The organism is Diplocloster agilis, from assembly GCF_019042275.1.
Lineage (GTDB): Bacteria > Bacillota > Clostridia > Lachnospirales > Lachnospiraceae > Diplocloster > Diplocloster agilis.
Genome location: NZ_JAHQCW010000011.1, coordinates 69,543 through 94,142, shown reverse-complemented (window position 1 = coordinate 94,142; position 24,600 = coordinate 69,543). Strand labels below are relative to the sequence as shown.

19 protein-coding genes are annotated in these 24,600 nt (G+C 48.4%); 13 read left to right on the top strand and 6 right to left on the bottom strand.

The window, feature by feature from the left end; translation table 11 throughout:
* Positions 1-5 precede the first annotated feature (5 nt).
* Positions 6-2,846: an excinuclease ABC subunit UvrA gene (gene uvrA / locus KTH89_RS08715; RefSeq protein WP_238721399.1), complete on the top strand. Its 2,841-nt coding sequence runs from the start codon at positions 6-8 to the stop codon at positions 2,844-2,846.
* 35 nt (positions 2,847-2,881) lie between these two features.
* Here uvrA and KTH89_RS08710 read toward each other — a convergent pair whose 3' ends face one another.
* The gene (locus KTH89_RS08710) at positions 2,882-4,021 is read right to left on the bottom strand and encodes a DUF6033 family protein (protein WP_238721398.1); all 1,140 of its coding nucleotides are present in this window, start codon (positions 4,019-4,021) and stop codon (positions 2,882-2,884) included.
* A gap of 268 nt (positions 4,022-4,289) precedes the next feature.
* Here KTH89_RS08710 and KTH89_RS08705 point away from each other — a divergent pair, with 268 nt between their 5' ends.
* The 10 genes from KTH89_RS08705 to KTH89_RS08660 all read left to right on the top strand — a co-directional run bounded on the left by KTH89_RS08705 (position 4,290) and on the right by KTH89_RS08660 (position 14,814).
* Positions 4,290-5,204, top strand: a complete 915-nt coding sequence (locus KTH89_RS08705; protein WP_158341834.1) for a diacylglycerol/lipid kinase family protein — start codon at positions 4,290-4,292, stop codon at positions 5,202-5,204.
* A gap of 196 nt (positions 5,205-5,400) precedes the next feature.
* Entirely contained in the window at positions 5,401-6,393 is a 993-nt protein-coding gene (gene mreB, locus KTH89_RS08700) for a rod shape-determining protein (protein ID WP_158341832.1), read from the top strand.
* 135 nt (positions 6,394-6,528) lie between these two features.
* Positions 6,529-8,754, top strand: coding sequence for an SF1B family DNA helicase RecD2 (recD2, locus tag KTH89_RS08695; RefSeq protein WP_238721397.1), 2,226 nt, complete (start codon positions 6,529-6,531; stop codon positions 8,752-8,754).
* Positions 8,751-9,467 (top strand): ComF family protein, encoded by a 717-nt coding sequence (locus KTH89_RS08690; RefSeq protein ID WP_275061765.1) that lies wholly within the window; start codon positions 8,751-8,753, stop codon positions 9,465-9,467. Before recD2 ends, KTH89_RS08690 begins: the two co-directional genes overlap by 4 nt.
* A gap of 86 nt (positions 9,468-9,553) precedes the next feature.
* Positions 9,554-10,009, top strand: coding sequence for a hypothetical protein (locus tag KTH89_RS08685; protein WP_158341826.1), 456 nt, complete (start codon positions 9,554-9,556; stop codon positions 10,007-10,009).
* Positions 9,984-10,940, top strand: coding sequence for a hypothetical protein (locus KTH89_RS08680; protein ID WP_238721395.1), 957 nt, complete (start codon positions 9,984-9,986; stop codon positions 10,938-10,940). Before KTH89_RS08685 ends, KTH89_RS08680 begins: the two co-directional genes overlap by 26 nt.
* A gap of 58 nt (positions 10,941-10,998) precedes the next feature.
* Complete coding sequence (gene cdaA / locus KTH89_RS08675) at positions 10,999-11,880, top strand: diadenylate cyclase CdaA (RefSeq protein ID WP_158341824.1); 882 nt, start codon at positions 10,999-11,001, stop codon at positions 11,878-11,880.
* Positions 11,858-13,135 carry a CdaR family protein gene (locus tag KTH89_RS08670; protein WP_238721394.1) on the top strand — a complete coding sequence of 426 codons (1,278 nt, stop codon included), beginning with the start codon at positions 11,858-11,860 and terminating at the stop codon, positions 13,133-13,135. The genes cdaA and KTH89_RS08670 overlap by 23 nt, the downstream gene beginning before the upstream one ends.
* A 51-nt stretch (positions 13,136-13,186) precedes the next feature.
* On the top strand, positions 13,187-14,536 hold the full coding sequence (gene glmM / locus KTH89_RS08665; protein ID WP_238721393.1) for a phosphoglucosamine mutase: 1,350 nt from the start codon (positions 13,187-13,189) through the stop codon (positions 14,534-14,536).
* 14 nt (positions 14,537-14,550) lie between these two features.
* Positions 14,551-14,814 (top strand): HPr family phosphocarrier protein, encoded by a 264-nt coding sequence (locus KTH89_RS08660; protein WP_158341818.1) that lies wholly within the window; start codon positions 14,551-14,553, stop codon positions 14,812-14,814.
* Positions 14,815-15,815: 1,001 nt separating this feature from the next.
* Here KTH89_RS08660 and KTH89_RS08655 read toward each other — a convergent pair.
* The 5 genes from KTH89_RS08655 to KTH89_RS08635 form a co-directional block, all read right to left on the bottom strand.
* The gene (locus tag KTH89_RS08655) at positions 15,816-16,691 is read right to left on the bottom strand and encodes an alpha-1,2-fucosyltransferase (protein ID WP_238721392.1); all 876 of its coding nucleotides are present in this window, start codon (positions 16,689-16,691) and stop codon (positions 15,816-15,818) included.
* A gap of 216 nt (positions 16,692-16,907) precedes the next feature.
* The gene (locus KTH89_RS08650; RefSeq protein ID WP_158341814.1) at positions 16,908-18,854 is read right to left on the bottom strand and encodes a DUF2142 domain-containing protein; all 1,947 of its coding nucleotides are present in this window, start codon (positions 18,852-18,854) and stop codon (positions 16,908-16,910) included.
* The gene (locus KTH89_RS08645) at positions 18,851-19,510 is read right to left on the bottom strand and encodes a hypothetical protein (protein ID WP_238721391.1); all 660 of its coding nucleotides are present in this window, start codon (positions 19,508-19,510) and stop codon (positions 18,851-18,853) included. Before KTH89_RS08645 ends, KTH89_RS08650 begins: the two co-directional genes overlap by 4 nt.
* Before the next feature lie 64 nt (positions 19,511-19,574).
* Positions 19,575-21,035 carry a glycosyltransferase family 39 protein gene (locus KTH89_RS08640; RefSeq protein WP_238721390.1) on the bottom strand — a complete coding sequence of 487 codons (1,461 nt, stop codon included), beginning with the start codon at positions 21,033-21,035 and terminating at the stop codon, positions 19,575-19,577.
* Between the two features lie 13 nt (positions 21,036-21,048).
* A complete protein-coding gene (locus KTH89_RS08635) occupies positions 21,049-21,987 on the bottom strand; it encodes a glycosyltransferase family 2 protein (RefSeq protein ID WP_158341808.1) in 939 nt (312 codons plus the stop codon).
* 195 nt (positions 21,988-22,182) lie between these two features.
* Between KTH89_RS08635 and KTH89_RS08630 the strand changes: the two genes are divergently transcribed.
* A complete protein-coding gene (locus tag KTH89_RS08630) occupies positions 22,183-22,929 on the top strand; it encodes a glycosyltransferase family 2 protein (protein ID WP_238721389.1) in 747 nt (248 codons plus the stop codon).
* Between the two features lie 159 nt (positions 22,930-23,088).
* Positions 23,089-24,579, top strand: coding sequence for an MBOAT family O-acyltransferase (locus KTH89_RS08625; protein ID WP_158341804.1), 1,491 nt, complete (start codon positions 23,089-23,091; stop codon positions 24,577-24,579).
* Positions 24,580-24,600: the final 21 nt, after the last annotated feature.

The following is a 24,600-nucleotide window of genomic DNA, read 5'->3' as shown; positions in this document are numbered from 1 at the left end:
AGACAATGACAAAAATAAAAGATACGAAAAATTATATTAAAATACGGGGAGCGAATGAGCATAATCTGAAGGATCTGAGTGTGGACATACCGCGCAATGAATTTGTGGTCCTCACAGGTTTGAGCGGGTCCGGCAAATCCTCCCTGGCGTTTGATACTATATACGCGGAGGGACAGAGACGGTACATGGAATCCCTGTCCTCTTACGCCAGACAGTTCCTGGGTCAGATGGAGAAGCCCAATGTAGAGAGTATAGAAGGGCTGCCGCCGGCCATTTCCATCGATCAGAAATCGACGAACCGCAACCCACGTTCCACGGTGGGGACTGTGACGGAGATCTATGATTATTTCCGTCTGCTGTATGCCAGAATCGGAATCCCTCATTGTCCGAAGTGCGGCCGGGAGATTAAAAAACAGACGGTGGACCAGATGGTAGATCAGATCCTGGAGCTGCCGGAGGGAACCCGCATCCAGCTGCTGGCGCCGGTGGTCCGGGGCAGGAAGGGCGAGCATACGAAGCTGTTTGCCAAGGCAAAGAGAAGCGGTTACGTCCGGGTCCGGGTTGACGGAAACCAGTATGAACTTTCGGAAGACATTCAATTGTCCAAGAATATCAAACATAATATAGAAATCATCGTGGACCGTCTGATTGTAAAGCCTGGAATCGAAAAGAGACTGACGGATTCGATAGAAAACGTGCTGGAACTGGCGGAGGGCCTGTTGATCGTGGATGTGTTCGGAGGCGAGCCGATCAATTTCAGCCAGAGCTTTTCCTGCCCGGACTGCGGGATCAGCGTCGATGAGATCGAGCCCAGAAGCTTTTCCTTCAACAATCCGTTCGGCGCCTGCCCGGACTGTTATGGTCTGGGGTATAAGATGGAGTTTGATGAGGATCTGATGATACCGGATAAATCCGTCAGCCTGGCCGACGGAGCGATCGTGGCCATGGGCTGGCAGTCCAGCACGGACTCCGGGAGCTTCACGCATGCGATTCTGAAGGCCCTGTCGGAGACGTACAAATTTGATCTTCACACCCCTTATCAGGAGCTTCCGGAGAACATTCGGGACGTGATCATTAACGGTACCAACGGCCGGGAAGTAAAAGTACACTATAAGGGGCAGCGGGGAGAAGGCGTCTATGACGTGGCTTTTGAAGGCCTGATCCGGAATATGGAACGCCGGTACCGGGAAACCGGTTCCGATACTATGAAACAGGAATATGAGACCTTTATGCGCATCACCCCCTGTAAGACCTGCGGGGGCCAGAGGCTGAAAAAATCCGCGCTGGCGGTCACGGTTGGAGGTAAGAACATCTATGAAGTAACCTCCATGTCCATTCTGAATCTCAGACAGTTCCTGAATGACTTGGAACTGACAAACCAGCAGATGCTGATCGGCAAACAGATATTAAAAGAAATCAAATCCCGTATCGGATTCCTGAATGATGTGGGATTGGAATACCTGACCCTGGCCAGGGCTACCGGAACACTGTCCGGAGGAGAAGCGCAGCGGATCCGTCTGGCCACGCAGATCGGTTCAGGTCTGGTTGGGGTGGCCTATATCCTGGACGAGCCCAGCATCGGGCTGCACCAGCGGGACAATGATAAACTGCTTCGGACGCTGAATAACCTTAAGGAACTGGGAAATACGCTGATCGTGGTGGAGCATGATGAAGACACGATGTTTGCGGCGGATCATGTGATTGATATCGGACCCGGAGCCGGAGAGCATGGAGGACATGTGGTGGCCCAGGGTACGGCAGAGGAAATTATGAAATCGAAGGATTCCATAACCGGAGCCTATCTGAGCGGAAAGATTAAAATTCCTGTGCCGAAGGTGCGCAAGCAGCCCACCGGTTTTCTTACGATCAAAGGAGCCAGGGAAAATAACTTAAAAAATATCGATGTAAATATACCGCTGGGGGTTATGACCTGTGTCACCGGAGTATCCGGGTCGGGAAAAAGCTCCCTGATCAATGAGATTCTGTACAAAGCGCTGGCGAAGAAGCTGAACCGGGCCAGAACCATACCCGGAAAGCATACGGAGATCCTGGGCGTGGAACAGCTGGATAAGGTAATCGATATAGACCAGTCCCCCATCGGAAGAACACCCCGGTCGAATCCGGCTACCTATACCGGAGTATTTGACCAGATCCGGGATTTGTTCGCGGGAACTCCCGACGCCAAAGCACGGGGATATAAAAAAGGCCGTTTCAGCTTCAATGTGAAAGGCGGCCGGTGTGAAGCCTGCAGCGGAGACGGTATTATAAAAATAGAGATGCATTTCCTGCCGGATGTCTACGTGCCATGCGAAGTCTGCCAGGGAAAACGCTATAACCGGGAGACGCTGGAGGTTCACTACAAGGGAAAGAACATATACGATGTGCTGGACATGACGGTAGAGGAAGCAAACAAATTCTTTGAGAATGTGCCGTCGATTCAGCGAAAGATCTCCACCCTGAACGACGTGGGCCTGTCTTATATCAAACTGGGCCAGCCTTCCACCACGCTCTCCGGCGGGGAGGCGCAGCGGATCAAGCTGGCTACCGAGTTAAGCCGGAGGAGCACCGGAAAGACGATCTATATCCTGGACGAGCCGACTACCGGCCTGCATTTCGCAGATGTCCATAAACTGATCGAGATCCTTCAGCGGCTGGCGGAAGGCGGCAATACAGTTGTGGTCATCGAACACAATCTGGATGTGATCAAAACAGCGGATTATATCATCGATATCGGCCCGGAGGGGGGCGACGCCGGCGGTACGATCATAGCCACCGGGACGCCGGAAGAAGTGGCGAAGAATCCGAAATCCTACACGGGTCAGTATGTGGCGAAATATCTGGAATAGCTGATGTCACAGCCCCTGTCGTTTCACGCATATGGTCATATGGTTATATCTATCGTGACAGCAGTCCCGCCACTCGGCATGGCGGCAGCGGAGGGGTTACCCGGCGATGCGGCGGGTGAAGAAGGCGAGGCCATATCACGGCCGGTCTGGGAGATTCCTCCGACGGCGTTTTTTAACTGGTCTTTCAGACGTTCTTCTTCGGCCTTGAGTTCCTGCGGGCTGGGATAGTAGTCATGTATTTGTCCGTATTCGCGAACCGTTCGTTTTACCTGTTTTTCTTTGAGGAGACGTTTTAAATACATCGCTTTTTTCAGATTACGACTGCGCTCAGCCCTCTTCCTGGCAGAGTCTATGAGTTCTTCTCTCTTCAGCTGTTTGCTTTTCAACAGGGCCTTCCGAAGGACCTGTTCCGCCTGGTTCGTAAGAGGCATAGCTTCCTTGGCGTCATAGGAGCCGGATTTCAGCTGATAGATGCTCCGGCGGATTGAACTTATCGTAACTTTGACCATCTGTTGATTTCTGGCCCTGGCCAGACGGGACAGGTCCCTGGAAGGAGTGTAAGAAGGCTTCTTTTTCAGGGTTATGGTGGAGCCGTCCCTATTATGATAACGGCTGATGGAATTTCCCTGGAACAGGGCTTTCGTGGAAGGACCGGGCAGGTTTTGGACATTACCCGGCTCCTGGCTGGCGATCCATTGACAGATCTTTCCGTCAGCCCCAACATAGATACCGGTCCCCGTGACCTTTCGTCCGGAACTGGTGTAACGTTCCGCCTGATTGAGCAGAGATTTCCAGGTCTTCGAAAGCTCATCCAGACACCAGTCTCTGAATTCCGTGTCGTTTTGCATTTTCTGTAATACTTCCGGAGACAGCACCAGTTGGAACTGCCCCGGATGGTTCCTGGCGTAAAGGATCAGCTGATCCTTTCCCGACAGATCCTGCACCGATATCCGGGCGCCGGGCAGCCACTGCTCCAGATTCAGGACATTGAGAGCGTCCGTCATATTCCGTATATCACCGGCTGTTTTCACAAACCGGTCCATAGGCAGCCTGCCGGCAGCGGATGCATGATCTTCAGAACGGATGGTCTGCGTACTTTGTGTTCTGCCGTCTGTGATGCTGCGATTTTCAGGAGCGGGAGCTGCATATGCTCTCTGATTTTGTTCGATTTTCAAAAAATCATCTCCCCCCGGTCCATTGCCGGTATTTTTATACGGTCAGGATGCGGCGTTTATTATCCTTATTATATAACGTTGAAATACAATTGTTAACGTCTAATTTAAAAAACTCTAAAGGAAATTGAATTATCTAAGGGAACTGTCCGGACCTCATAAAAAATCCCATATATCCTTGTTATCGTATATATTAAGAGAAAATTAAGTTGCGGGATTAAAACGCAAGTAGTACAATTGTGATGGTAACGATTCGACAGAGGGAGTTTGTATGAGAAAAAAATTACTGTTTATCTATAATGTCCATGCAGGTAAAGAGTTAATTAAAAATAAATTGGCCGGAATCCTGGATATATTCGCCAAGGCCGGATATGAAATCACTGCGTACCCTACGCAGAGGAGCAAGGATGCGGAAGAGAAAACCCGCGAGGATGCGGGGGATTACGACCTGCTGGTCTGCAGCGGGGGCGACGGCACGTTGGATGAGGTGGTCACCGGAATGATGAACCGGACCGAGAGGATTCCGATTGGTTATATCCCGGCGGGTTCCACCAATGATTTTGCCAACAGCCTCGGCCTGCCCAAAAATATGCTGCACGCGGCGCGGGTAGCTGTGCGCGGGGAAGGCTTCCCCTGCGATATCGGCGCGTTTAATGACAATTTTTTTGTGTATATCGCGGCGTTCGGGATATTTACGGACGTTTCCTATTTGACACCCCAGGAGCGGAAGAATGTGCTGGGACACATGGCTTATGTTCTGGAAGGAGTGAAGCGACTGTACTCGATCAAGTCTTATCGGATCCGGGTAACCTACGATAACGACAGTAAGGTAATCGAAGATGAATTTATGTTTGGTATGGTCACAAATTCAAGATCGGTGGGAGGTTTCAAATCAATTATCGGCAAACATGTGGTTCTGGACGACGGTGTGTTTGAAGTCACTCTGATTAAAAAGCCCACGAATCCCATCGAGCTCAATGAGATTCTCTCATCCCTGCTGATCAAGGAAATAAACACCAAACATATGTATACATTCCGGACAGGAAACCTCCATATTGAATGCAGAGAGGAGATTCCCTGGACGCTGGACGGAGAATTCGGCGGAGAGCACACGCATGTGTTCATAGAAAATCACCACCGGGCGGTGGAGATCATGGTGAAGAAGCCTGAGATCGCCCTGAAATAGAAAATGTAGCATGGTAGATACAGCGTTAACGATAAAAATGGAATAAAATACCTTTAGAAATTGGGAAAAACGTAAAAAATTATGAAAATACTTTGATTTTTCAAATGAATTGTATATAATAATGGATACACACGTTTAAATATGCTTACGATTGGAAAAAATAAATGAAAAACGAGAATGATGAAAGGGGATAGACATGATAGCAACAGATATCGGGATTGACCTGGGTACCGCCAGTATTCTGGTGTACATCAAAGGTAAAGGCGTTGTACTGAAAGAGCCCTCGGTTGTAGCTTTTGATAGAGATACGAATAAAATTAAAGCCATAGGAGAAGAGGCCCGGCTGATGCTGGGGAGAACTCCCGGCAATATCGTGGCGGTGCGTCCGTTGAGGCAGGGTGTAATTTCGGATTATACCGTTACGGAGAAGATGTTAAAATATTTTATACAGAAAGCCATCGGCAAGAAGACCTTCCGGAAACCCCGGATCAGCGTCTGCGTTCCAAGCGGTGTGACAGAGGTGGAGAAGAAAGCTGTGGAGGATGCAACCTACCAGGCCGGAGCCAGGGAAGTATCGATTATCGAGGAACCTATTGCGGCTGCTATCGGCGCGGGGATCGATATTGCCAGGCCCTGCGGTAATATGATCGTGGATATCGGCGGCGGTACTTCGGATATCGCGGTAATCTCCCTTGGAGGCACGGTGGTCAGCACTTCCATCAAGATCGCCGGCGATGATTTTGATGAAGCGCTGGTTCGTTATATGCGTAAAAAACACAATCTTCTGATCGGCGAGAGAACGGCGGAAGATATCAAGATAAAGATCGGATCGGCCTACCACAGGGCGGAGACAGATTCCTATGATGTAAGGGGAAGAAACCTGGTTACGGGTCTTCCGAAGACCGTTACCGTCACCTCAGATGAGACGGAAGAAGCCCTTCGTGAGACAACCGCACAGATTGTGGAAGCCGTGCACAGCGTATTGGAGAAAACGCCTCCTGAGCTGGCGGCCGATATTGCGGACCGGGGAATTGTCCTGACTGGAGGCGGCAGCCTTTTAAGAGGGCTGGAAGAACTGATCGAAGAGAAGACGGGCATCAATACCATGACAGCAGAGGATCCGATGACCGCTGTGGCGATCGGAACCGGTAAGTTCGTAGAGTTCCTGTCCGGTAAAAGGGATGATTAAAGCTGAATAAGCAGGGACGGAGGCTTTGAGGTTCGCAGTGCCGAACCGGTAAAAGCCCCCGTCCCTTGTTGTATATGCAGAATGTGCCGCAGGCGGGGAGCTTCGCCTGCGTAACATGGTAAGAAGGGTGACGGGATGGAGAAGCTGGAAGGATACATAGAGCATATTGTGTTCCGAAATGAAGAAAATGGATATACGGTGTTATCCATGATCAGCGAAGGGGAGGAGATCACCTGTGTCGGATCTTTTCCTTATATAAGTGAAGGGGAGCGGTTGCAGGCATCCGGCAGCTATACGGAACACCAGATCTACGGGCGTCAGTTTCAGGTGGAAACCTTTGAGTTGAAATCACCGGAGGATGTGATGTCCATTGAGAAATATCTGGGGAGCGGAGCGGTCAAGGGGATCGGCGCGGCCCTGGCGGCCAGGATCGTCCGAAGATTCGGTGAGGACACATTCCGCATTATGGAGGAGGAGCCGGAACGCCTGGCGGAGGTCAAGGGGATCAGCGAGCGCAAAGCGCAGGAGATCGCCGCCCAGGTTGTAGACAAGCATGATATGCGCAATGCCATGATATTTCTCCAGAAATATGGAATCAGCACAAACCTGGCCGTCAAAATCTATGGCCATTACGGACAGGAGCTGTACAGGATTATACAGGAGAACCCATACCGGATGGCCGACGAACTGGCTGGAGTGGGGTTTAAGATCGCCGACGAGATCGCAGCCAGAGTTGGGATCCAATCCAACTCGGACTACCGGATCCGCAGCGGTATTCTCTATGTGCTGATGCAGGCCGCAGCGGAAGGACATACCTATCTGCCGGAACCTGTGCTGCTGAACCGGACAGGGGAACTGCTCCGGGTGGAGATCACGCATATCGAAAAGTTTATCATGGATCTTTGTATGGATAAAAAACTGATCGTAAAGGAAAAAGACGGAGTCCGGAATGTATATGCCGCCCAATATTACTACCTGGAGTTAAATGTGGCTGCCATGCTGCATGATTTAAATGTAAACTGTGAGATTTCTTCCGAAAAAATCAGTGAACGTCTGGAGAAGATCGAAGAAGTGGCTCATATCGAGCTGGATGAGATGCAGCGGATGGCCGTGATTGAGGCGGTGAAGAACGGACTGCTGGTGATAACCGGAGGTCCCGGCACCGGTAAAACAACCACGATCAACGCTATGATCAAATTCTTTGAGACGGAAGGCCTGGAGATCAGGCTGGCTGCGCCTACTGGGCGTGCGGCGAAGCGGATGACCGAGGCCACCGGCTACGAAGCGCAGACTATACACCGAATGCTGGAGCTGGCCTATGTGCCGGATGATGACGACGGGCGGATTAATTTTGAACGAAATGAGCAGAATCCACTGGAGGCGGATGTCATCATGATCGACGAGATGTCCATGGTGGATATCAGCCTGATGAATGCCCTGTTAAAAGCGGTAACCGTAGGGACCCGCCTGATTATGGTAGGGGACGTGAACCAGCTGCCGTCGGTAGGCCCCGGAAGCGTGCTGAAAGATATTATCGAATCCCATTGCTGCAATGTGGTCCGGCTGACGAAAATATTCCGGCAGGCCTCCATGAGTGATATTGTGGTAAACGCCCATAAGATCAATGCCGGCGAGCAGGTGGTACTGAACAATAAAAGTAAGGATTTCTATTTCCTGAAGCGGGAGGATGCCAACGTCATAGCCCAGTCTATCATTTACCTGGTGGACAAAAAGCTGCCTCCTTATGTGGAGGCCAGGCCCTACGATATTCAGGTGCTGACCCCCATGCGGAAAGGCAGCCTGGGCGTGGAGCAGCTGAACAAAACCCTCCAGCAGGCGTTGAACCCTCCCGGGCCTAATAAGCGGGAGAAGGAGTACGGTGATCACATTTACCGGGAAGGCGACAAGGTAATGCAGATCAAGAATAATTACCAGCTGGAGTGGGAAGTGCGGGGCCGTTACGGAATAACGGCAGACAAGGGCACCGGCGTCTTCAACGGCGATATGGGAGTCATCAAAGAAATCAATCTGTTCGCGGAGCTTTTGACGGTGGAGTTTGATGAGGGCAGATGCGTGGAGTACAGTTTCAAGCAGTTAGAAGAGCTGGAACTGGCCTATGCCATCACGATCCATAAGGCCCAGGGCAGCGAGTACCCGGCGGTGGTTATTCCGCTTCTGACAGGCCCCAGGATGCTCCTGAACCGGAATCTGCTGTATACGGCGGTGACCAGGGCCAGACGGTGCGTAACGATCATTGGAAGCGAAACCACGTTTCGGGCCATGGTGGAAAACGAGAGTGAACAGTCACGCTATTCCGGTCTGCGGGACCGGATCAGGGAGGTGTCACAGCAGCATATATGAGATGGAAAGAGTTGTTATTAGATTTTTTCTTCCCCAGAAGGTGTCCTGTCTGTGATCAGATCGTGACGCCGTATGGGGAGAAAATCTGTAAAAAATGCCGGACTCAGTTCAAGAGGATTGCCGAACCGAAATGTAAAAGGTGCGGAAAACCTTTGGAAAAGGAAACGGCGGAATATTGCTATGACTGCGCAAGAAAGACCTTCCACTATGAGAGCGGCATAGCGGCGTTTGTGTATGACGCCGGTATGAAAAACAGTATCGCCCGATTCAAATACGCCCCGTTTAGGCGTGAATACGCAGATTACTATGCGGAAGAAATGTGTAAGGCCAGCCGCATACAAATGCGCAGGTGGAAGCCGGACGCCCTGATTCCCGTGCCCATACACAAGGCAAGGCTTGCCTTCCGGGGCTTTAATCAGGCCGAATTGCTGGCCAGAGGTCTTTCAAAAGAGTTTCAGATACCTGTCCGTACCGATCTGGTATATCGTGTTAAGAAAACAACCCCCCAGAAAGAATTAAATGACAAAGAACGCAAGAATAATTTAAAAAGCGCTTTTCATGTAAAGCCAAATGCGATAGAATGTAAAACAGTAGTGCTTGTGGATGATATCTACACCACCGGAAGTACCATGGATGCGCTGGCGAAGGCGCTGAAGGCGAATGGCGTGGAACAGGTATACTTTGTGTGCCTGGCGATTGGCAGGGGATATTGACCAAATTACTTTTCATTCCCGGCCTTCTATGTTATAATAAGTTTTATCAGAATTTGGAAATTCAATGAATGCTTTGAGGTGACCAGATGGTAAATGAAGAAAAGATCAGGTTGATGACAAAGCTGGCGATTTATGAGGAGAACGACGGAAAGAAAGAGATTCCTCTGGCCAGTTATTTTCAATCCGATTATATCAGTTATAATGTAATCAAAACGGCAATATTTGTGACGATTGCATATGCCATTATGCTTGGGCTCTGGGCTGTCTGTAACATGGACTATGTTCTTGCGAATCTGAATCCCGACCAGTTGGTTGTTATGGTGGAAAAGATCGTAATCATCTACGCGGCGGTTATGCTTGTATATCTGATATGTTCCTACATTTTATATCGGATCCGCTACAAACAGGCGAGAAAAGATTTGAAAGATTACTACAGGCTGTTGAAAGAACTGAATACCTTTTACAGTCAGGAAGAGCAAAAGACAGGGCGCCAAGAACGATCAGGAGGACAACTTTATGATGATCACATTACTGGAATTTAGGGAGCAGTTGAAAAACTTCTACGCAAAATTTGAAGTTTATATCACACCGCTGTATAAGTTCTTAGTTTCCTTAACGGCGTTTCTGTTGATTAACCAGAACATGGGTTATTTAAGACCGCTGAAGAATCCGGCGATTGCAATTATACTGGCGTTGCTTTGCTCTTTTCTGCCGATGAATTTCGCGGTATTTTTTGCGGGGCTGCTGATACTCGGCCATGCGATTGGCCTTTCTTTAGAGGCCGGGATCGTAATCCTGTGTGTGGAACTATTGATTCTCATGCTCTATCTCAGGTTATCTCCGAAATCCAGCTTTATTTTGCTGCTGACGCCTATTGCGTTTGCGCTGAAGGTGCCCTATGTGATACCGATTTCCGTTGGGCTGGTGAGCGCGCCGGTAGCAGCGCTGCCTGTAGGCTGCGGAGTAGCCGTATATTATATGATTGATTTACTGAAGACCAACGCCAGCGCTTTAAGCAATTCGGATGCGGAATCGATGCTGACCAGGATCAGCCTGCTGGTCAATGGCATTATCGACAACAAGGCCATGCTTTTGACGATAGCGGCTTTCACGATAACCATTATGGTAGTATATATCATCCGACGTTTGTCTGTGGACTATGCCTGGGGGATCGCGATCGGTGTGGGGGCCATCACGGATATTTTTGTCCTGCTGATCGGCGACTTTGTGCTGGATGTGTCCAATTCCCTGCTTATGCTAATCGTGGGAAGCCTGGTGGCGGTGCTGGTGGCGCTGGTACTGCACTTTTTCCTGTTCAGTGTGGATTATTCCAGGACGGAACGGGTACAATTTGAGGACGATGAATATTACTATTATGTAAAAGCGGTTCCCAAAATGAGTGTCACGACACGGAAAAAACAGATCAAGAAAATCAACGCAAAAAAAGATGACAGAAGAAACGAGAGATACTAGAAGACAGAATGAAAACCGCAAAAGATAGTTAGAAATAACAGAGAAAGGAAGTGAGAAAATGAGTACGCTGGCAAATTTTTTCAGTCAATATATGACTGATCTGAAACCCCTGAACCTGAAACTGACGGATTTCGTAGAAGTACTTATTTTGGCCTTCCTGATTTATGAGATACTGGTATGGATCAAAAATACGAGAGCCTGGATTCTGCTTAAGGGATTTATACTGCTGATGCTCTTTATCTTAATGGCGCTCATTTTCCGGATGGATACGATCCTGTTTATTGTGGGTAAATCTGTAAACGCCGGAATTATCGCGCTGGTGGTCATATTCCAGCCGGAGCTTAGAAAAGCCCTGGAGCAGCTGGGTCAAAAAAATGTGATTGCCAACATAGTCTCCTTTGATAGCAACAAGGAGCCTTCCGAGCGCTTCAGCGACCGGACCATAAACGAAGTAGTGAAAGCCTGCTTTGAGATGGGCAAGGTGAAGACCGGCGCGTTAATCGTAATAGCCATGGACATACCGCTGACCGAGTATGAGCGGACGGGAATCGTCATTGATTCCGCCATATCCAGCCAGTTAATTTTGAATATCTTTGAGCATAATACACCATTGCACGATGGTGCTGTTATCATGTGTGGAGATCGGATCACAGCCGCGACCTGCTACCTGCCTCTGTCGGACAACATGGAACTCAGCAAGGAGTTAGGAACCAGACACCGGGCGGCCATAGGGATCAGCGAGGTTACGGATTCCTTTACAATTGTCGTATCGGAAGAAACCGGTGCGGTATCCGTTGCGCAGGGAGGACGTCTGTGGAGAAATGTGGATCAGGATGTGCTTAAAAAACGTCTGGTAGAAATACAGGGCAAGGAAGCCGAATCCAGACGGTTCAGACTGTGGAAAGGAAGGCATAGAGATGAAAGAAAAGCTGGCCAATAATATTGGTCTAAAACTGATCTCGCTGGCCGCAGCTATCGTCATCTGGTTCCTTGTGGTACAGATCAACGATCCGGTTATTTCCCAATCCTATGACGGAATCGCGGTGGAGATGCTGAATGTAAAAGCGCTCACCAGCGATCAGGAATACAGTGTGCTGGATGACAGCGATCACGTGGATATCACGGTAAAAGCGAGAAAATCAGTCATACAGGAATTAAAGGCGGAAAATTTTAAAGCCCATGCTGACATGCTGGAATTGACACAGATGGGATCGACGTGGGTGGCGCCAATCGATATCACTCTTCCGGATGATGTCAACGAAAGTGATATATATTACCGTCCTCATAATTTGAAAATATCAATTGAGGAATCGGAAACAAAAGCGGTGAAAGTCTCAGTCGTAACGAAAGGAACACCTGGAGGCGGTTATGTAGTTGGAGAAAAGATACCGACAATCAGTTCCATTGAAATTAAAGGACCGGAGTCTGTGGTGAAAAAAGTTAAGAACGCCGTGGCTACGGTAAATGTTACAGATATGACTACGGACCAGACATTCTCTTCTATAAAGCTTACTATGGTGGACAGTGACGGAGATCCGGTAGTTAACGCAGATAAGCTTAAATTTGAACAAAAGGAAAGCGGGATCAGTGTCAAGATTGTTATGTACAAGAAACAGCTGGTCTCTTTGACAGGATCTTATAACGGAAATCCGGCCCAGGATTACAGGGTAACCAACGTTGTGTGTGATCCGGATCAAATTACGGTGGCCGGTCCGGAAAGTGCTCTTGAAAAACTTGGAAATTCAATTACGATTAGTCCGTCATTGTTAACAATTAGCGGTGATGAGAAAGATGTAAGTGCAGTGATTGATATTGCTTCAGAAGTCATAAAATCTGATGATATCAAAGTCGTAGACCCGGTGGACGAGGATGGAAAGAGCCAGGTATTGGTGATCGCCTATATAGAAAAAATGGTGGAATGGAATGAGCTGGTGTCCAAGGACAGCATCGAAGTGACAGGCGCTCCGGAAGGGTACTCCTACTCCTTCACTGACAGTATGGGAAATCTGGTTATTACTCTGGAGGCGCTGGAAGCGGAAAAAGCTAAATTTGACCAAAGTACCCTGAAGGCTTCCATAGATTTGTCCGGTTATAAACGGGCCGGCAGTTATGAAGTTCCGGTAACCGTGACCGTTCCAAGTCCATATACTGTAAAAGACCAGGTCACTGTAAAAATCGATTTAAAAAAGAAATAGCAAATTTTTAAGTGACCATAGAAGAACAAATATAATATTTGGAGGTTTTAAATGGGAAGACTATTCGGTACCGATGGCGTAAGAGGAGTAGCCAACACAGAGCTGACTCCCACACTTGCAATGCAGCTTGGACAGGCGGGTGCCTATGTTCTGACAAAAGAAAATGAACACAAACCAACGATCTTGGTGGGATGTGATACAAGAATATCCGGCGGGATGCTGGCGAATGCCCTGATGGCAGGAATCTGTTCTGTGGGCGCCAACGCAGTTTATATCGGTGTGCTGCCGACTCCGGCTGTGGCATACTTGACCAGAAAATACCAGGTAGATGCAGGCGTTGTGATATCTGCCTCCCATAATCCGGTAGAATTCAACGGAATCAAATTTTTCAACGGAAGCGGATACAAGTTATCCGACGCATTAGAGGACGAGATTGAAGAAATCATTCGTAACGGTATGAAAGACCTGCCGGTACCCGTAGGTCCCATGGTCGGCCATGTCAGCTATCGGTTCGACGCGCGGGAAGACTACATTGAATTCGCAAAATCAGTGGTAGATGTAGACTTGAAAGGCATGAAAATTGTCGTAGACTGCGCGGAAGGAGCCTCCTATTACACCGCGATCGAGACCCTAACTGAGCTGGGAGCCGATGTGGTAGCGATCCATACCGACCCGGATGGCACTAATATAAACGCCAACTGCGGTTCAACCCACATGGAAGAACTTATGGCCCGTGTGGTATACGAAAAAGCTTCCCTGGGCCTGGCATTTGACGGTGACGCGGACAGACTGCTGGCGGTAGACGAGCAGGGAAAAGTCGTGGACGGCGATCAGCTGATGGGTATCTGCGGATACTACCTCAAAGAACAGGGAAAACTAAAACAAAATACAATCGTGGCAACAGTCATGAGCAATCTGGGCTTCTTCCTGATGGGTAAGAAGAACGGTCTGGTGATCGAGCAGACGAAAGTCGGCGACCGGTACGTATTAGAACGGATGATAGAAGCCGGCTATAACCTGGGCGGAGAGCAGTCCGGTCACATTATCTTTCTGGACGAAAACACCACCGGAGACGGACTGATCAGCGCGCTGCATCTGTTGGAAGTCGTGTCCAAGACAGGAAAACCGTTGTCCGAGCTGGCATCCATCATGCAGGTGATGCCCCAGGCTCTGATCAACGCCAAAGTGCCGACTCACAAAAAAGACCGCTACATGGAATATCCGGAGATAGCAGCCGCCATCAAAGAGCTGGAAGATAAATTTGCCGGAGAAGGCAGGGTACTGATCCGTCCCTCCGGTACGGAACCGCTGGTAAGAGTAATGATAGAAGGCAAGGACCAGAAGCTGATTGAAAAAGAAGCGAAAAAACTGGCAGATTTGATAACAAAGACCATGCTGTAGAGGAGGTATCATTTATGGTTAGCCAAAAAGTAGTAATCAAGAACCCGACCGGTCTGCACTTAAGACCCGCCGGAATTTTATGTAAAACGGCCATGCAGTTTAAATCCGTGATTACATTCACATTTAAGGAAAATACGGCGAACGCCAAAAGCGTTTTAAGCGTATTGGGGGCCTGTGTAAAATGTGGAGACGAAGTAGAGTTCGTATGTGAAGGCGAAGACGAGGAACAGGCTTTAAAGACCCTGATAGAGGCCATCGAAGGCGGCCTTGGGGAGTAGGTTGGGGGAATGTGCGGAGGGACGGATCGGAAGGACAGTGGTCGGCTGCGGTCTGCGTAAGCGGGTTTGGGCGGCGGGGCGCTGGGGTGCCGGGTTGATGCAAGGGCTGGGTTCCGGCCGCTGGCCGGCGTGTTCCATCCGGCTGCGCTGCTCTGTCACAGCTTTAAGTACCTCTAAAATGAAAAACCGCAGGAAATTGAAGAATCGGGCTGATTCGCGGAGAAACCTTGATGGTTTCTCCACTCAACAGCCCTCTCAAAACGGTATGGAAAACCGTTTTGAGTCTTCGATTTCCTGCGGTTTTTCATTTAAGAGGTACTAAAAGCTGCGCCAATGCAGCGCAGCCGGATGGAACACGCCGGCCAGCAGCCGGAATCCAGCCCTTGCATCAACCCGGCACCCCAGCGCCCCGCCGCCCAAACCCGCTTACGCAGACCGCAGCCGGCCACTGTCCTTCCGATCCTTTGCAGATTCCCCGATAGTAGGTTTGCAGTTAACGGGTAGCTTAGTTGATGGGATACTTTCTTAATTAGCTAAAATAAAAGCATAATCGACGTCTTCATCGACAGGACAGCTTACATTCCAGCCGGATATCAGGAGGATTAAAGGATTAACGTATATTTATTTTGTATTAAAGTAGGAGCTAGGGGAGGGGCGCGGATGCGGGAGGGAATGGCGGGGGATTTTGAAACCGGGGTTGGCGGGCTGCTGTTCCCGTGATGCGGCATTGGCCAATCGTATTAGATGTACTTACAGAGAAGGAGAAAAAGTCCCGTTTTCCGTCACACTGTCCGAGCCGTTTTTTGGCGAGTTTGTGACGGAAAATGTAATAAGGACTTTTTCTCCTTCTCTGTTAGTACATCTTATACGATTGTACACAGCCGCATTACGGGAACAGCAGCCCGCCAACCCCGGTTTCAAAATCCCCCGCCATTTCCTCCTGCATCCGTGCCCCTCCCCAAGCTCCGGCCCCAGAACAAAACATAATCCGGGCAACCACCTCAGGAAGCAAGAATCTCAGCCGGTACCGCAGTCCAGTCGGGTAGGTAGAAATCATTGGTCCAGAGATCCGCAAGGGGGGCTATGACTTGCTTGGAAGGATTCGGGTTCAGATAGGCGGCCCACCAGGAAAAGGTACTGTTGGCCAGGATCTGATGGCGGCAGGCGGACATTAGATAGAATTCTTCCAGGTCGGTGGGCGTGAGGGAATCGCTTAGGAAGATTGGCGAGGGGAGAGCGCTTAAGGCCTGCTTTACGTAGGGAATATCGTCGGAGAAGATGTAGAGACGAAGGTCCGGACCGGCGGATTGCTGCAGGAGGTTGAGCGCCTGGAGGTAGTACGTGGGAGACAGGCATTTGCCGCCTTTGAAATGCACATAGTCTCCGCGGCGGATGTGGATAGCTGCGGAGTTTGTGGAACGGAGTGTGGATATCTGCTCCCGGATTTCAGCACGAAAAGGGGTCTTGGGGGTGTATTGGCGAAGCAGATCCTCCCGATATTGGTCGAAATAACGGTAGTTTTGCCAATAACCGGTCAGATGGATGTTGGCGTCATAGGAGAATTGCTCCGGAATGTAGGCGAACTCATTTTCTTCCCGTACCATTTTGATGGGGGATGGGAGTTTGCGGGCACGTTTAAGTTCATAGAGCTTCGTGCGGAATGGATGCTTGTAGCGGTCAAAAGGAGCTGTGGGCGGCAGAAGCGTTTCCTTACAATCGATGTTTAACTGATCCAGCTGGAAACGGCGGAAATAACCACAGTCATAGAGATGCTTGTCCAGGATCATCGTGTCGTTGTTCTGCTTTGCGGTAGCGTAGGCGCAGGCGTAGGAAAATAGCTGATTTCCGAAGCCGCCCATAATTTCAGAGATAACCATTTTAAACTCCTTTTATGATTAGGTATAGTTTTTATAGCTATGAACACTTAGCGCCTGTATTATAGGCGCTTACGTGTGATGCATGAAAAATAGTCAGCGAGGATTTTTCGAGCGCTACTATTTTTTATAGCTATGAGCCCTTAGCGCCTGAATTTTGGCGCTTACGTGCGATGCATGAAAAATAGTCAGCGAGGATTTTTCGAGCGCTACTATTTTTTATACGTTGAACGGAAGCATGATGGAATAAGCTCCGTAAAGTACCACGAAAGTCATGATAGCCATGACAATACGGTTGTAGTTCTGCAATTTCCCATGGCAGACCAGGGTTTTATTCCTGCAGAGGAACGGCAGCATCACCATGATTGGAAGGTAATAGCGAGGCTGCACTCCGTTGAAGCCCAGAGCGCCTATTTGGGTAAAGCTTAAATACAGGGCGGTCCAGATCAGACAGAATACGCCGAAGACGAGGACGCCGATTAACAGCTTGTACTTTTTGTCCAGCACATATTTCGTTTCTTCCTGGCAGGAGATGAAGCCAAGGCCCAGGAAGAGCGGGGTGAACAGGTAGGTAAACTGCGCGGAATAAGCTCCCAGGAAAGCAAAATTGGCATTGGCGCCGATTCCGAATATATAGTCGCAGAATGTCTTGAAGATCGTTCCTACCAGCAGTTTCGTATAGGTCCAGGGGTGATCCAGGATCATCATCAGCTGTTTGACAATACCCGTCTCGGACTCTTCGTTTCTTACGTCAGATCCCCAGTTTACATTTCCCATAGAAGTCTGGGAGGCCACAGGGAACAGGAAGGTGTAGATGATGGTTATCATGACCGCTACAACACCGGCGATAAAGAATATCCTCTGCTTCTTGCTGCCGAACTTTGTCTTTGGAAAGAAACACAGCAGGCCCAGCAGTATGATATAGATCGCTTTGGGTAAGCTGGCGAATACGAAGCAGCCGACGATTGCCAGCACATTATACCATTTCAGCTTCTTTTCCTTGTCCAGAACCTCATTTAACCAGAGGATAAAGCCCAGGATGGTGAAGGAGATAGCCACACCGTCGTAGGCATAACAGGTTGCCTGGAACAGGCAGGTGGGGAGCAGAGCGATGACGGCGACGATGGCCTTCCCAACCTTCGCGTATTTGATGGCCAGCGCGACAACCAATGTGTATAGGAGCAGATTACCGAATTTACCAAACATATAGAGAATGGTAAAGGGCAGATGCAAAAGCCGTCCTATTGCCAGGAACAGAGTCTGGGTAATGTAAGCCCATTGGTTATAGGGAATAAACCGGGGTTTGCTTACCAGAACCGCCTGATCGGTATTGTCTTTAGAGTTAAAATAGTCGGCGATGTATTGCCGCTCTTCCAGTGTGTTATAATAAGGCTGGTGCGCCTCTTTCATGATGGTAGCGGCTTCCGTATACTGAACCGTGGAAAAATAGGCGTTGGAGTAGGCGTTGTCAAAATGAACCTGCTCGTCCCAGCCGATCCGGAGGGTACCGCCGAATATAATGTAGATACTTCCGGCCAACAGACTTAGGAAAGCAAAGTATACTTCCAGCTTCCGACCAAATACAGGTGCGCCGAAGATCAGGAACAGGATGCAGCTGAATACGACCGCCAGGAAGAACATGCGGTAGGGATTCATGGTCAATTCATTGCTGAATTCGATGAAATCAATGGTTCCGTTGAAGTTATTGACCACACGGATTTTGCACCCGGTGGCGTCCTGGCCGATGTTGTTGTAATAGTCGGTAAAGGCGGCCAATGACTGATCGTAATATTCCGTGGCGGCGGTTTCTCCATATCCATTGTCATTGTAGGCATTCATGGTGATGGAAAAATCAACCGGTGACTGGTAGCCGATGTGCAGCTTTTTGATATACATTTTTTCGGGGAATGTAAAGGTATAGTCCGTTTCCAACCCCTTGCTTTCCACAGTTTTCCCGTCCTGCTCGGTTGTGGTAGAGTAGTCCACATCTTCGATTTTTACATGATCATACGTCTGGCCGCCGGCAAAATCGTAGCGTGTTGTGTAAGTGTCATCGAACAGGGAATGAAAGTTGAACACCAGAAGTTCAACCAATACTGTCAAAAGAATTACCGCACCGGCCATGACCAATAATTTGCGCCAGTGTTCTTTGATATAAGTTTTCATGCCTTCTTTTTCCCCTTTCTGATGAGTGGAGCGTCCTTTTCCGTGACGGCAAACAGGGTCAGCAGTACAAACAGGAAAAGAATGAAATACCACAACAGCGGTTTGTTGTATGCGGGATAACAATAAGTCATGATCATATTTCCCTGAAGGACCTGGCCGTTGATGCTGGTGGCGACATCCGGGATGATCTGCGGATTCGTATAGATGCCGGGATAGTTGCCGTCGGTTACGCCGTCACACCAGATACGCAAAATCAGCGAGCCGGAACAGGTTTCAAAACCGGTGAACGGCATCAGTACATCCTGCCCCTCTGCGATATTGGGGGCTGACATAGCAGAACTTCCCAGCGAATGACCGTCTGTCTGAGACAGGACTTCGTAGTGAATGACACCGGAGGTCAGCTTCTTGTCGTACGTAGTATACTTGACCTGTATTCCCAGCAAACGCTTTTCGACCTGGAACTTGTACTCCATAACCGTTCCCTCGGTCAGCGGGTTTTGGACCAATTGTTCCGCCTTGGTGTTATACCCCTGTGTTGCCATGTATTCATTGGGAAACAGGAAGCTTGCGATGATTCCGAGAACACACAGCAGCATCCCCAGCAGAAGCAGACGGCGGATATTCCTGTCTATCCAGTTACACACTTTTTTAATCATGTCTTACCTCTTTTCTTTTTCGAATGTACAATTTTTACCATCATACTATAAGCGGGGAAATGTGTCAATTTTCGGCTGTATCATAAGACCTTGCCGCAGAATAGAATAAAACCTGGTATTCGTCGAAGAAAAATATTCCCCTGTATTCCGGCTGGTAACCGGCTTCTTTAAAGTCCTCCAGGATTGCTTTATGAGAAGGATCAGCAGCAATCCAGATACGCCCGTGAACCTGATCCAGCTGGGAAAGAGTGTTTAGTTCTCCAATTCGGTAATTTTGATATACTTGTTGATAGACGTCCGTAATTTCCGAACCGTACAGCTCATGCTGCTGTTCCGGAAAATAATACGCGAAACATTTCTGTACTCCATTGTGAGTATGCACGATGACGTCTCCGGGCTCCAATACGGATTCCATATAGGATTCCATCTGCTCCACACCGGATTGGTAACGCAGTTCCAATATGTCTGCATAATTCAAGATACTGCACAGGATAAGCCATGCGGTTAACAGACGGGTAACAAAAGGGCGCCGGATATTACGGGCTTCGATCGCGAAAAAAAGCCACATGCAGCCATAGGAGGATACCATATAGCGCTGATAAAATACAGGCCGGATCAGGAAGGAGGCGGCAAGGCCTACCAGGACCATGCCAATGGAGGTGCTGAAGCAAGCCGCAGCGAACCAGTCGTCCCGGTCCTTTTTCCGAAATAAAAACAGACAGAATACCGCCAGAAACACCAAAAGAAGTAGCAGGGAGAGCAGGTGGCTGCGTTTGACGGCAAAGGTATATTCGATATAAGTCAGCAGTGTGGAAAAAGTGATGGGAGGAATCCAGTATTCTTCTGTTACCTGGGATATCTGCCGGAGTACGACTCCCAGCCAGGGCAGATAGGCCATTACTGTGAAAACGGCACAGAGCATCCATTTTTTCAAAGCCGCTTTATTCACTCTGAATGCGTGGATCAGAAGGTAAAAATAGAGGAAGGCCACAGCCGCGCAGGCAAAATAATGGGTATAAGCGGCCAGAAGGCTGAAAATTGTAAAAAACAGCCAGTTGCGGAATCTCCCGTTCAAAATAATTTCATATGAAAACAGCGCTGCGGCCGTAACAAAGAACATGGCCCAGCTGTACATACGGATATCTGTGGAGTAATACAGCATTTTCGGCATACCGAACAGACAGAGCAGAAACAGAAAAGAAGTCCTGTCGCCAAAACGTTTTCGGACCAGTGTACAGCCCAGAAGCATTTGAAATAGAAAAGGAAGAAATGATACCAGGTGCATTGCCATGAGACTGGTTCCGAAAATTCCGGTCAGAAATTTCAGAATCAGATAATAAACCGGGGGATGTACATCGGCGGCGGTCAAAGCGATGACATCCCGGTAGGAATGTCCCGACAGAGCAATTGTAAAGGCCTCATCCATAAATATATTTTTATGAAATAGGAGGGTAAGCATCAACAGGCTTTCCAGAATACATAAACCAGCTAGAAATACAGTTTTCCGCTTTTTTGATAAAACCATAACTAAAATCCTTCTACTTATCTTCGATGTTGGTTTCCTTGCAAATAAACAAGGGACGTTTTTTTGTCTCTAGATAAGTCTTAGCCAAATATTCGCCTAAAATACCTATACTGAATAATTGTAAGCCCCCCAACAGAAAGATAATACAGACCATGGATGGCCATCCGCTGGTCGGATCGCCGAAAATCAAGGTCCGTATAATGATAAAGCAGATCATAACAAACGCAGCCAGACATAGAATGACGCCTGTAAATGCAGCCAGTGCCAAAGGCGCGGTTGAAAAAGCCACAATGCCCTCGATGCTGTAAACCAGCAGCTTCCAGAACGACCATTTTGTCTCTCCGGCCACCCGTTCTACATTTTCAAATTCAATCCACTTGGTCTCAAAACCCACCCAGCCAAACAGCCCCTTGGAAAACCGGTTGTACTCCCCCATCTCCAGAAGCGCGTTGACAAACTGACGGGTCATGAGCCGGAAATCCCGGGCCCCGTCCACGATCTCGGTTTTGGATATTTTGTGCATGAATTTATAAAAACAACGGGCAAAAAACGATCGGATCGGTGGCTCGCCCTTACGGGTTACCCGGCGGGTAGCCGCGGAATCGTAGCCTTCTTTCGTGATGGCGTCGTACATCTGCGGCAGCAGTGACGGCGGATCCTGCAGATCCGCATCCATAATGGCGGCGTAATCGCCCTTGGAATAGGAGAGGCCGGCATAGATGGCGGCTTCCTTGCCGAAGTTCCGGGAAAATGAGACGTATTTTACCCTCGGGTCTTGTTCGGCAAACTGTTTGGCTATCGCCAGTGTCCGGTCGGTTGAGCCGTCGTTGACGAATATGATCTCAAATTCCACATAGGGCATGGATTCCGCAACGCTGCATATTTCTTTGTAAAAGTAGGGAAGGGCATCCTGCTCGTTATAGCAGGGGACAATTGCTGAAAGTTTTTCCATATAAAATATTCACGCACCTTTTTGTTTTACAGGATATAAGTTTATTTTTAAATGTAGCTGATTTATTCATGGACTAAATTTACAGCTACTATACCATAAACAGGCAGAACTTGCAAAGTCTGGTATTTGGCAAATAATCTAAATTAGAGAAGAATCCAGTTGAAAATCGGACAAAAACTTGCTATGATGGAACACATGAATAAGCCAACTGTATCAGTGATTACAACCACATATAATAACGCGGATAATCTTAGGCAGACCATGGAGATGATATTGTCCCAGGACTATGAGCAGATTCAGTACGTGATCGTAGACGGAGGATCTACGGATGAAACGCTTAAATTAATCCGGGAATACGAGCCCAGATTCGGGGAGCGTTTAAAATGGATCTCTGAACCGGATGAGGGTATCTACGATGCGATTAATAAAGGGTATCTGCTGTCCGACGGTGATATCATCGGATACTGTTTTGACCGATACGCGGACGAGCATGTGATCAGCCGCATGGTCGATACGATCATACGAGAAAAAACGGACGGCGTGCACAGCGATCTGATCTATCTGGACGGAGATAAAGTCGTAAGGAAATGGCATATGGGCCAGGGATCGATCCGGACCGGCTGGATGCCGGCTCATCCTACCCTCTATCTGAAGCGGGAAGTCTATGAAAAATATGGTCTGTATAAGACGGACTATAAGTGTTCCGCGGATTATGAATATATGATCCGGTGTCTGAAAGACGGACAGGTAACGTTATCTTATATACCGGAAGTACTCATTTATATGTACTATGGGGGGACCAGCACCAACGGTCTGTCCTCTTATCTGTTGTCCCTGAAGGAAGGACACAGAGCCTTGAAGGAAAACGGGATGGCGTTTGCTTGGGTGACGGATTTTTTGCGGATTATCCGGGTGTGCCTTCAGTTCTTAACAAAATCTTAAGGGTTTTTTTGTTGACTTCAGCACTAGAATACAGTAAAGTAAAATGAGTCAGAAATTAAGTTAGTAATTATTCATTCAGAACATAATTATATTTATATATATAATAAAACCGTGCGTGAAAAGTAGTGATAAAATTTACTATGGAAAGGCGGCGGTAGGGTGTCGTTTAATTCGATGGAATTCCTGCTGTTTTTCCCGGTCGTGGTACTCATTTATTTTATCATTCCGCATAAGGTTCGATGGGTCTGGCTTTTGCTGGCCAGCTATTATTTTTATATGTCGTGGAATCCCAAGTACGCGCTGCTTATGGGTACTTCCACAGTAATTACATACCTGTGCGGAATCCTGATCGGGAGGACGCAGCAAAAGAAAAGCAAAAATCAGATATTTATGAAAAAGCTATGGGTAGTTTTAAGTCTGGTATTGAATCTGGCCATACTCTTTTTCTTCAAATATTTTGATTTTGCCGTAAGCAGTATAAACAGTATTTTTTCGTATCTGAATCTTGCGCCGGTGCAGGTGTCGTTTGATGTGATCCTGCCGGTGGGAATTTCTTTTTATACCTTTCAGGCGCTTGGCTACACCCTGGATGTCTATCGCGGCGAGATTAAGCCGGAGAAGAATCTTGGGAGGTACGCCCTGTTCGTCTCATTTTTTCCGCAATTGGTAGCGGGACCGATCGAGCGCAGTAAGAATCTGCTGCATCAGCTTCGGGAGAAACATACCTTTGATTTGGACAGAGTCAAAGACGGGCTTTTGCTGATGCTATGGGGATTTTTCCTCAAAATCGTAATCGCGGACAGAGCCGCGATTCTGGTCGATCAGGTTTACAATCACTATGAGGAATATGGAGCTGTCGCGCTGATTCTGGCAACAGTCTTATTTGCTGTCCAAATTTACTGCGATTTCAGCTCTTACTCCAATATCGCAATTGGAGCGGCTCGGGTAATGGGCTTTCACCTGATGACAAATTTTGAAGAGCCATATCTGGCTTCGTCGGTTGCCGGCTTTTGGAGAAGATGGCATATTTCCCTTAGTACATGGTTTCGGGATTATGTCTACATACCCCTGGGAGGAAACCGGGTCAAAAAAGGAAGATGGGCTTTTAACGTAATGGTCGTTTTTTTACTGAGCGGGCTTTGGCACGGAGCGGGATGGACCTTCGTAATCTGGGGCGGACTTCATGGAGCCTACCAGATCATAGGAGGTTATCTAAGACCCTGGAAGCAGAAAATCTGGAAAGCCATGCATGTGAATGCAGACGCTGCCAGCTTTCGGATTGGGCAGATCCTGGTGACGTTTCTGCTTGTGGATTTTGGATGGATTTTCTTTCGATCCAACTCCTTGGACCAGGCTAAAACAATTATAAGAAAAATGTTCGTGGAATTTGAGTGGCCGCAGCTGTCCCTGAATTATCTGACCACTTTAGGTTTGGACTACCAGCAGCTGATGATACTCTTAGGAGCGGTTCTGGTGCTGGCGGTTGTCAGTCTGTGCCATTATCGGGGAATTCATATTCGTCCTCTGATCGAAAGGCAGCAGCTTTGGTTCCGCTGGTCCTGTTACCTGAGCTTGCTGTTTGCTGTTTTGAGCTTCGGCATACTGGGGGTTCGGTATACAACGAGTCCATTCCTGTATTTCCAGTTCTAAATATTCGATCAAAACGGTTGA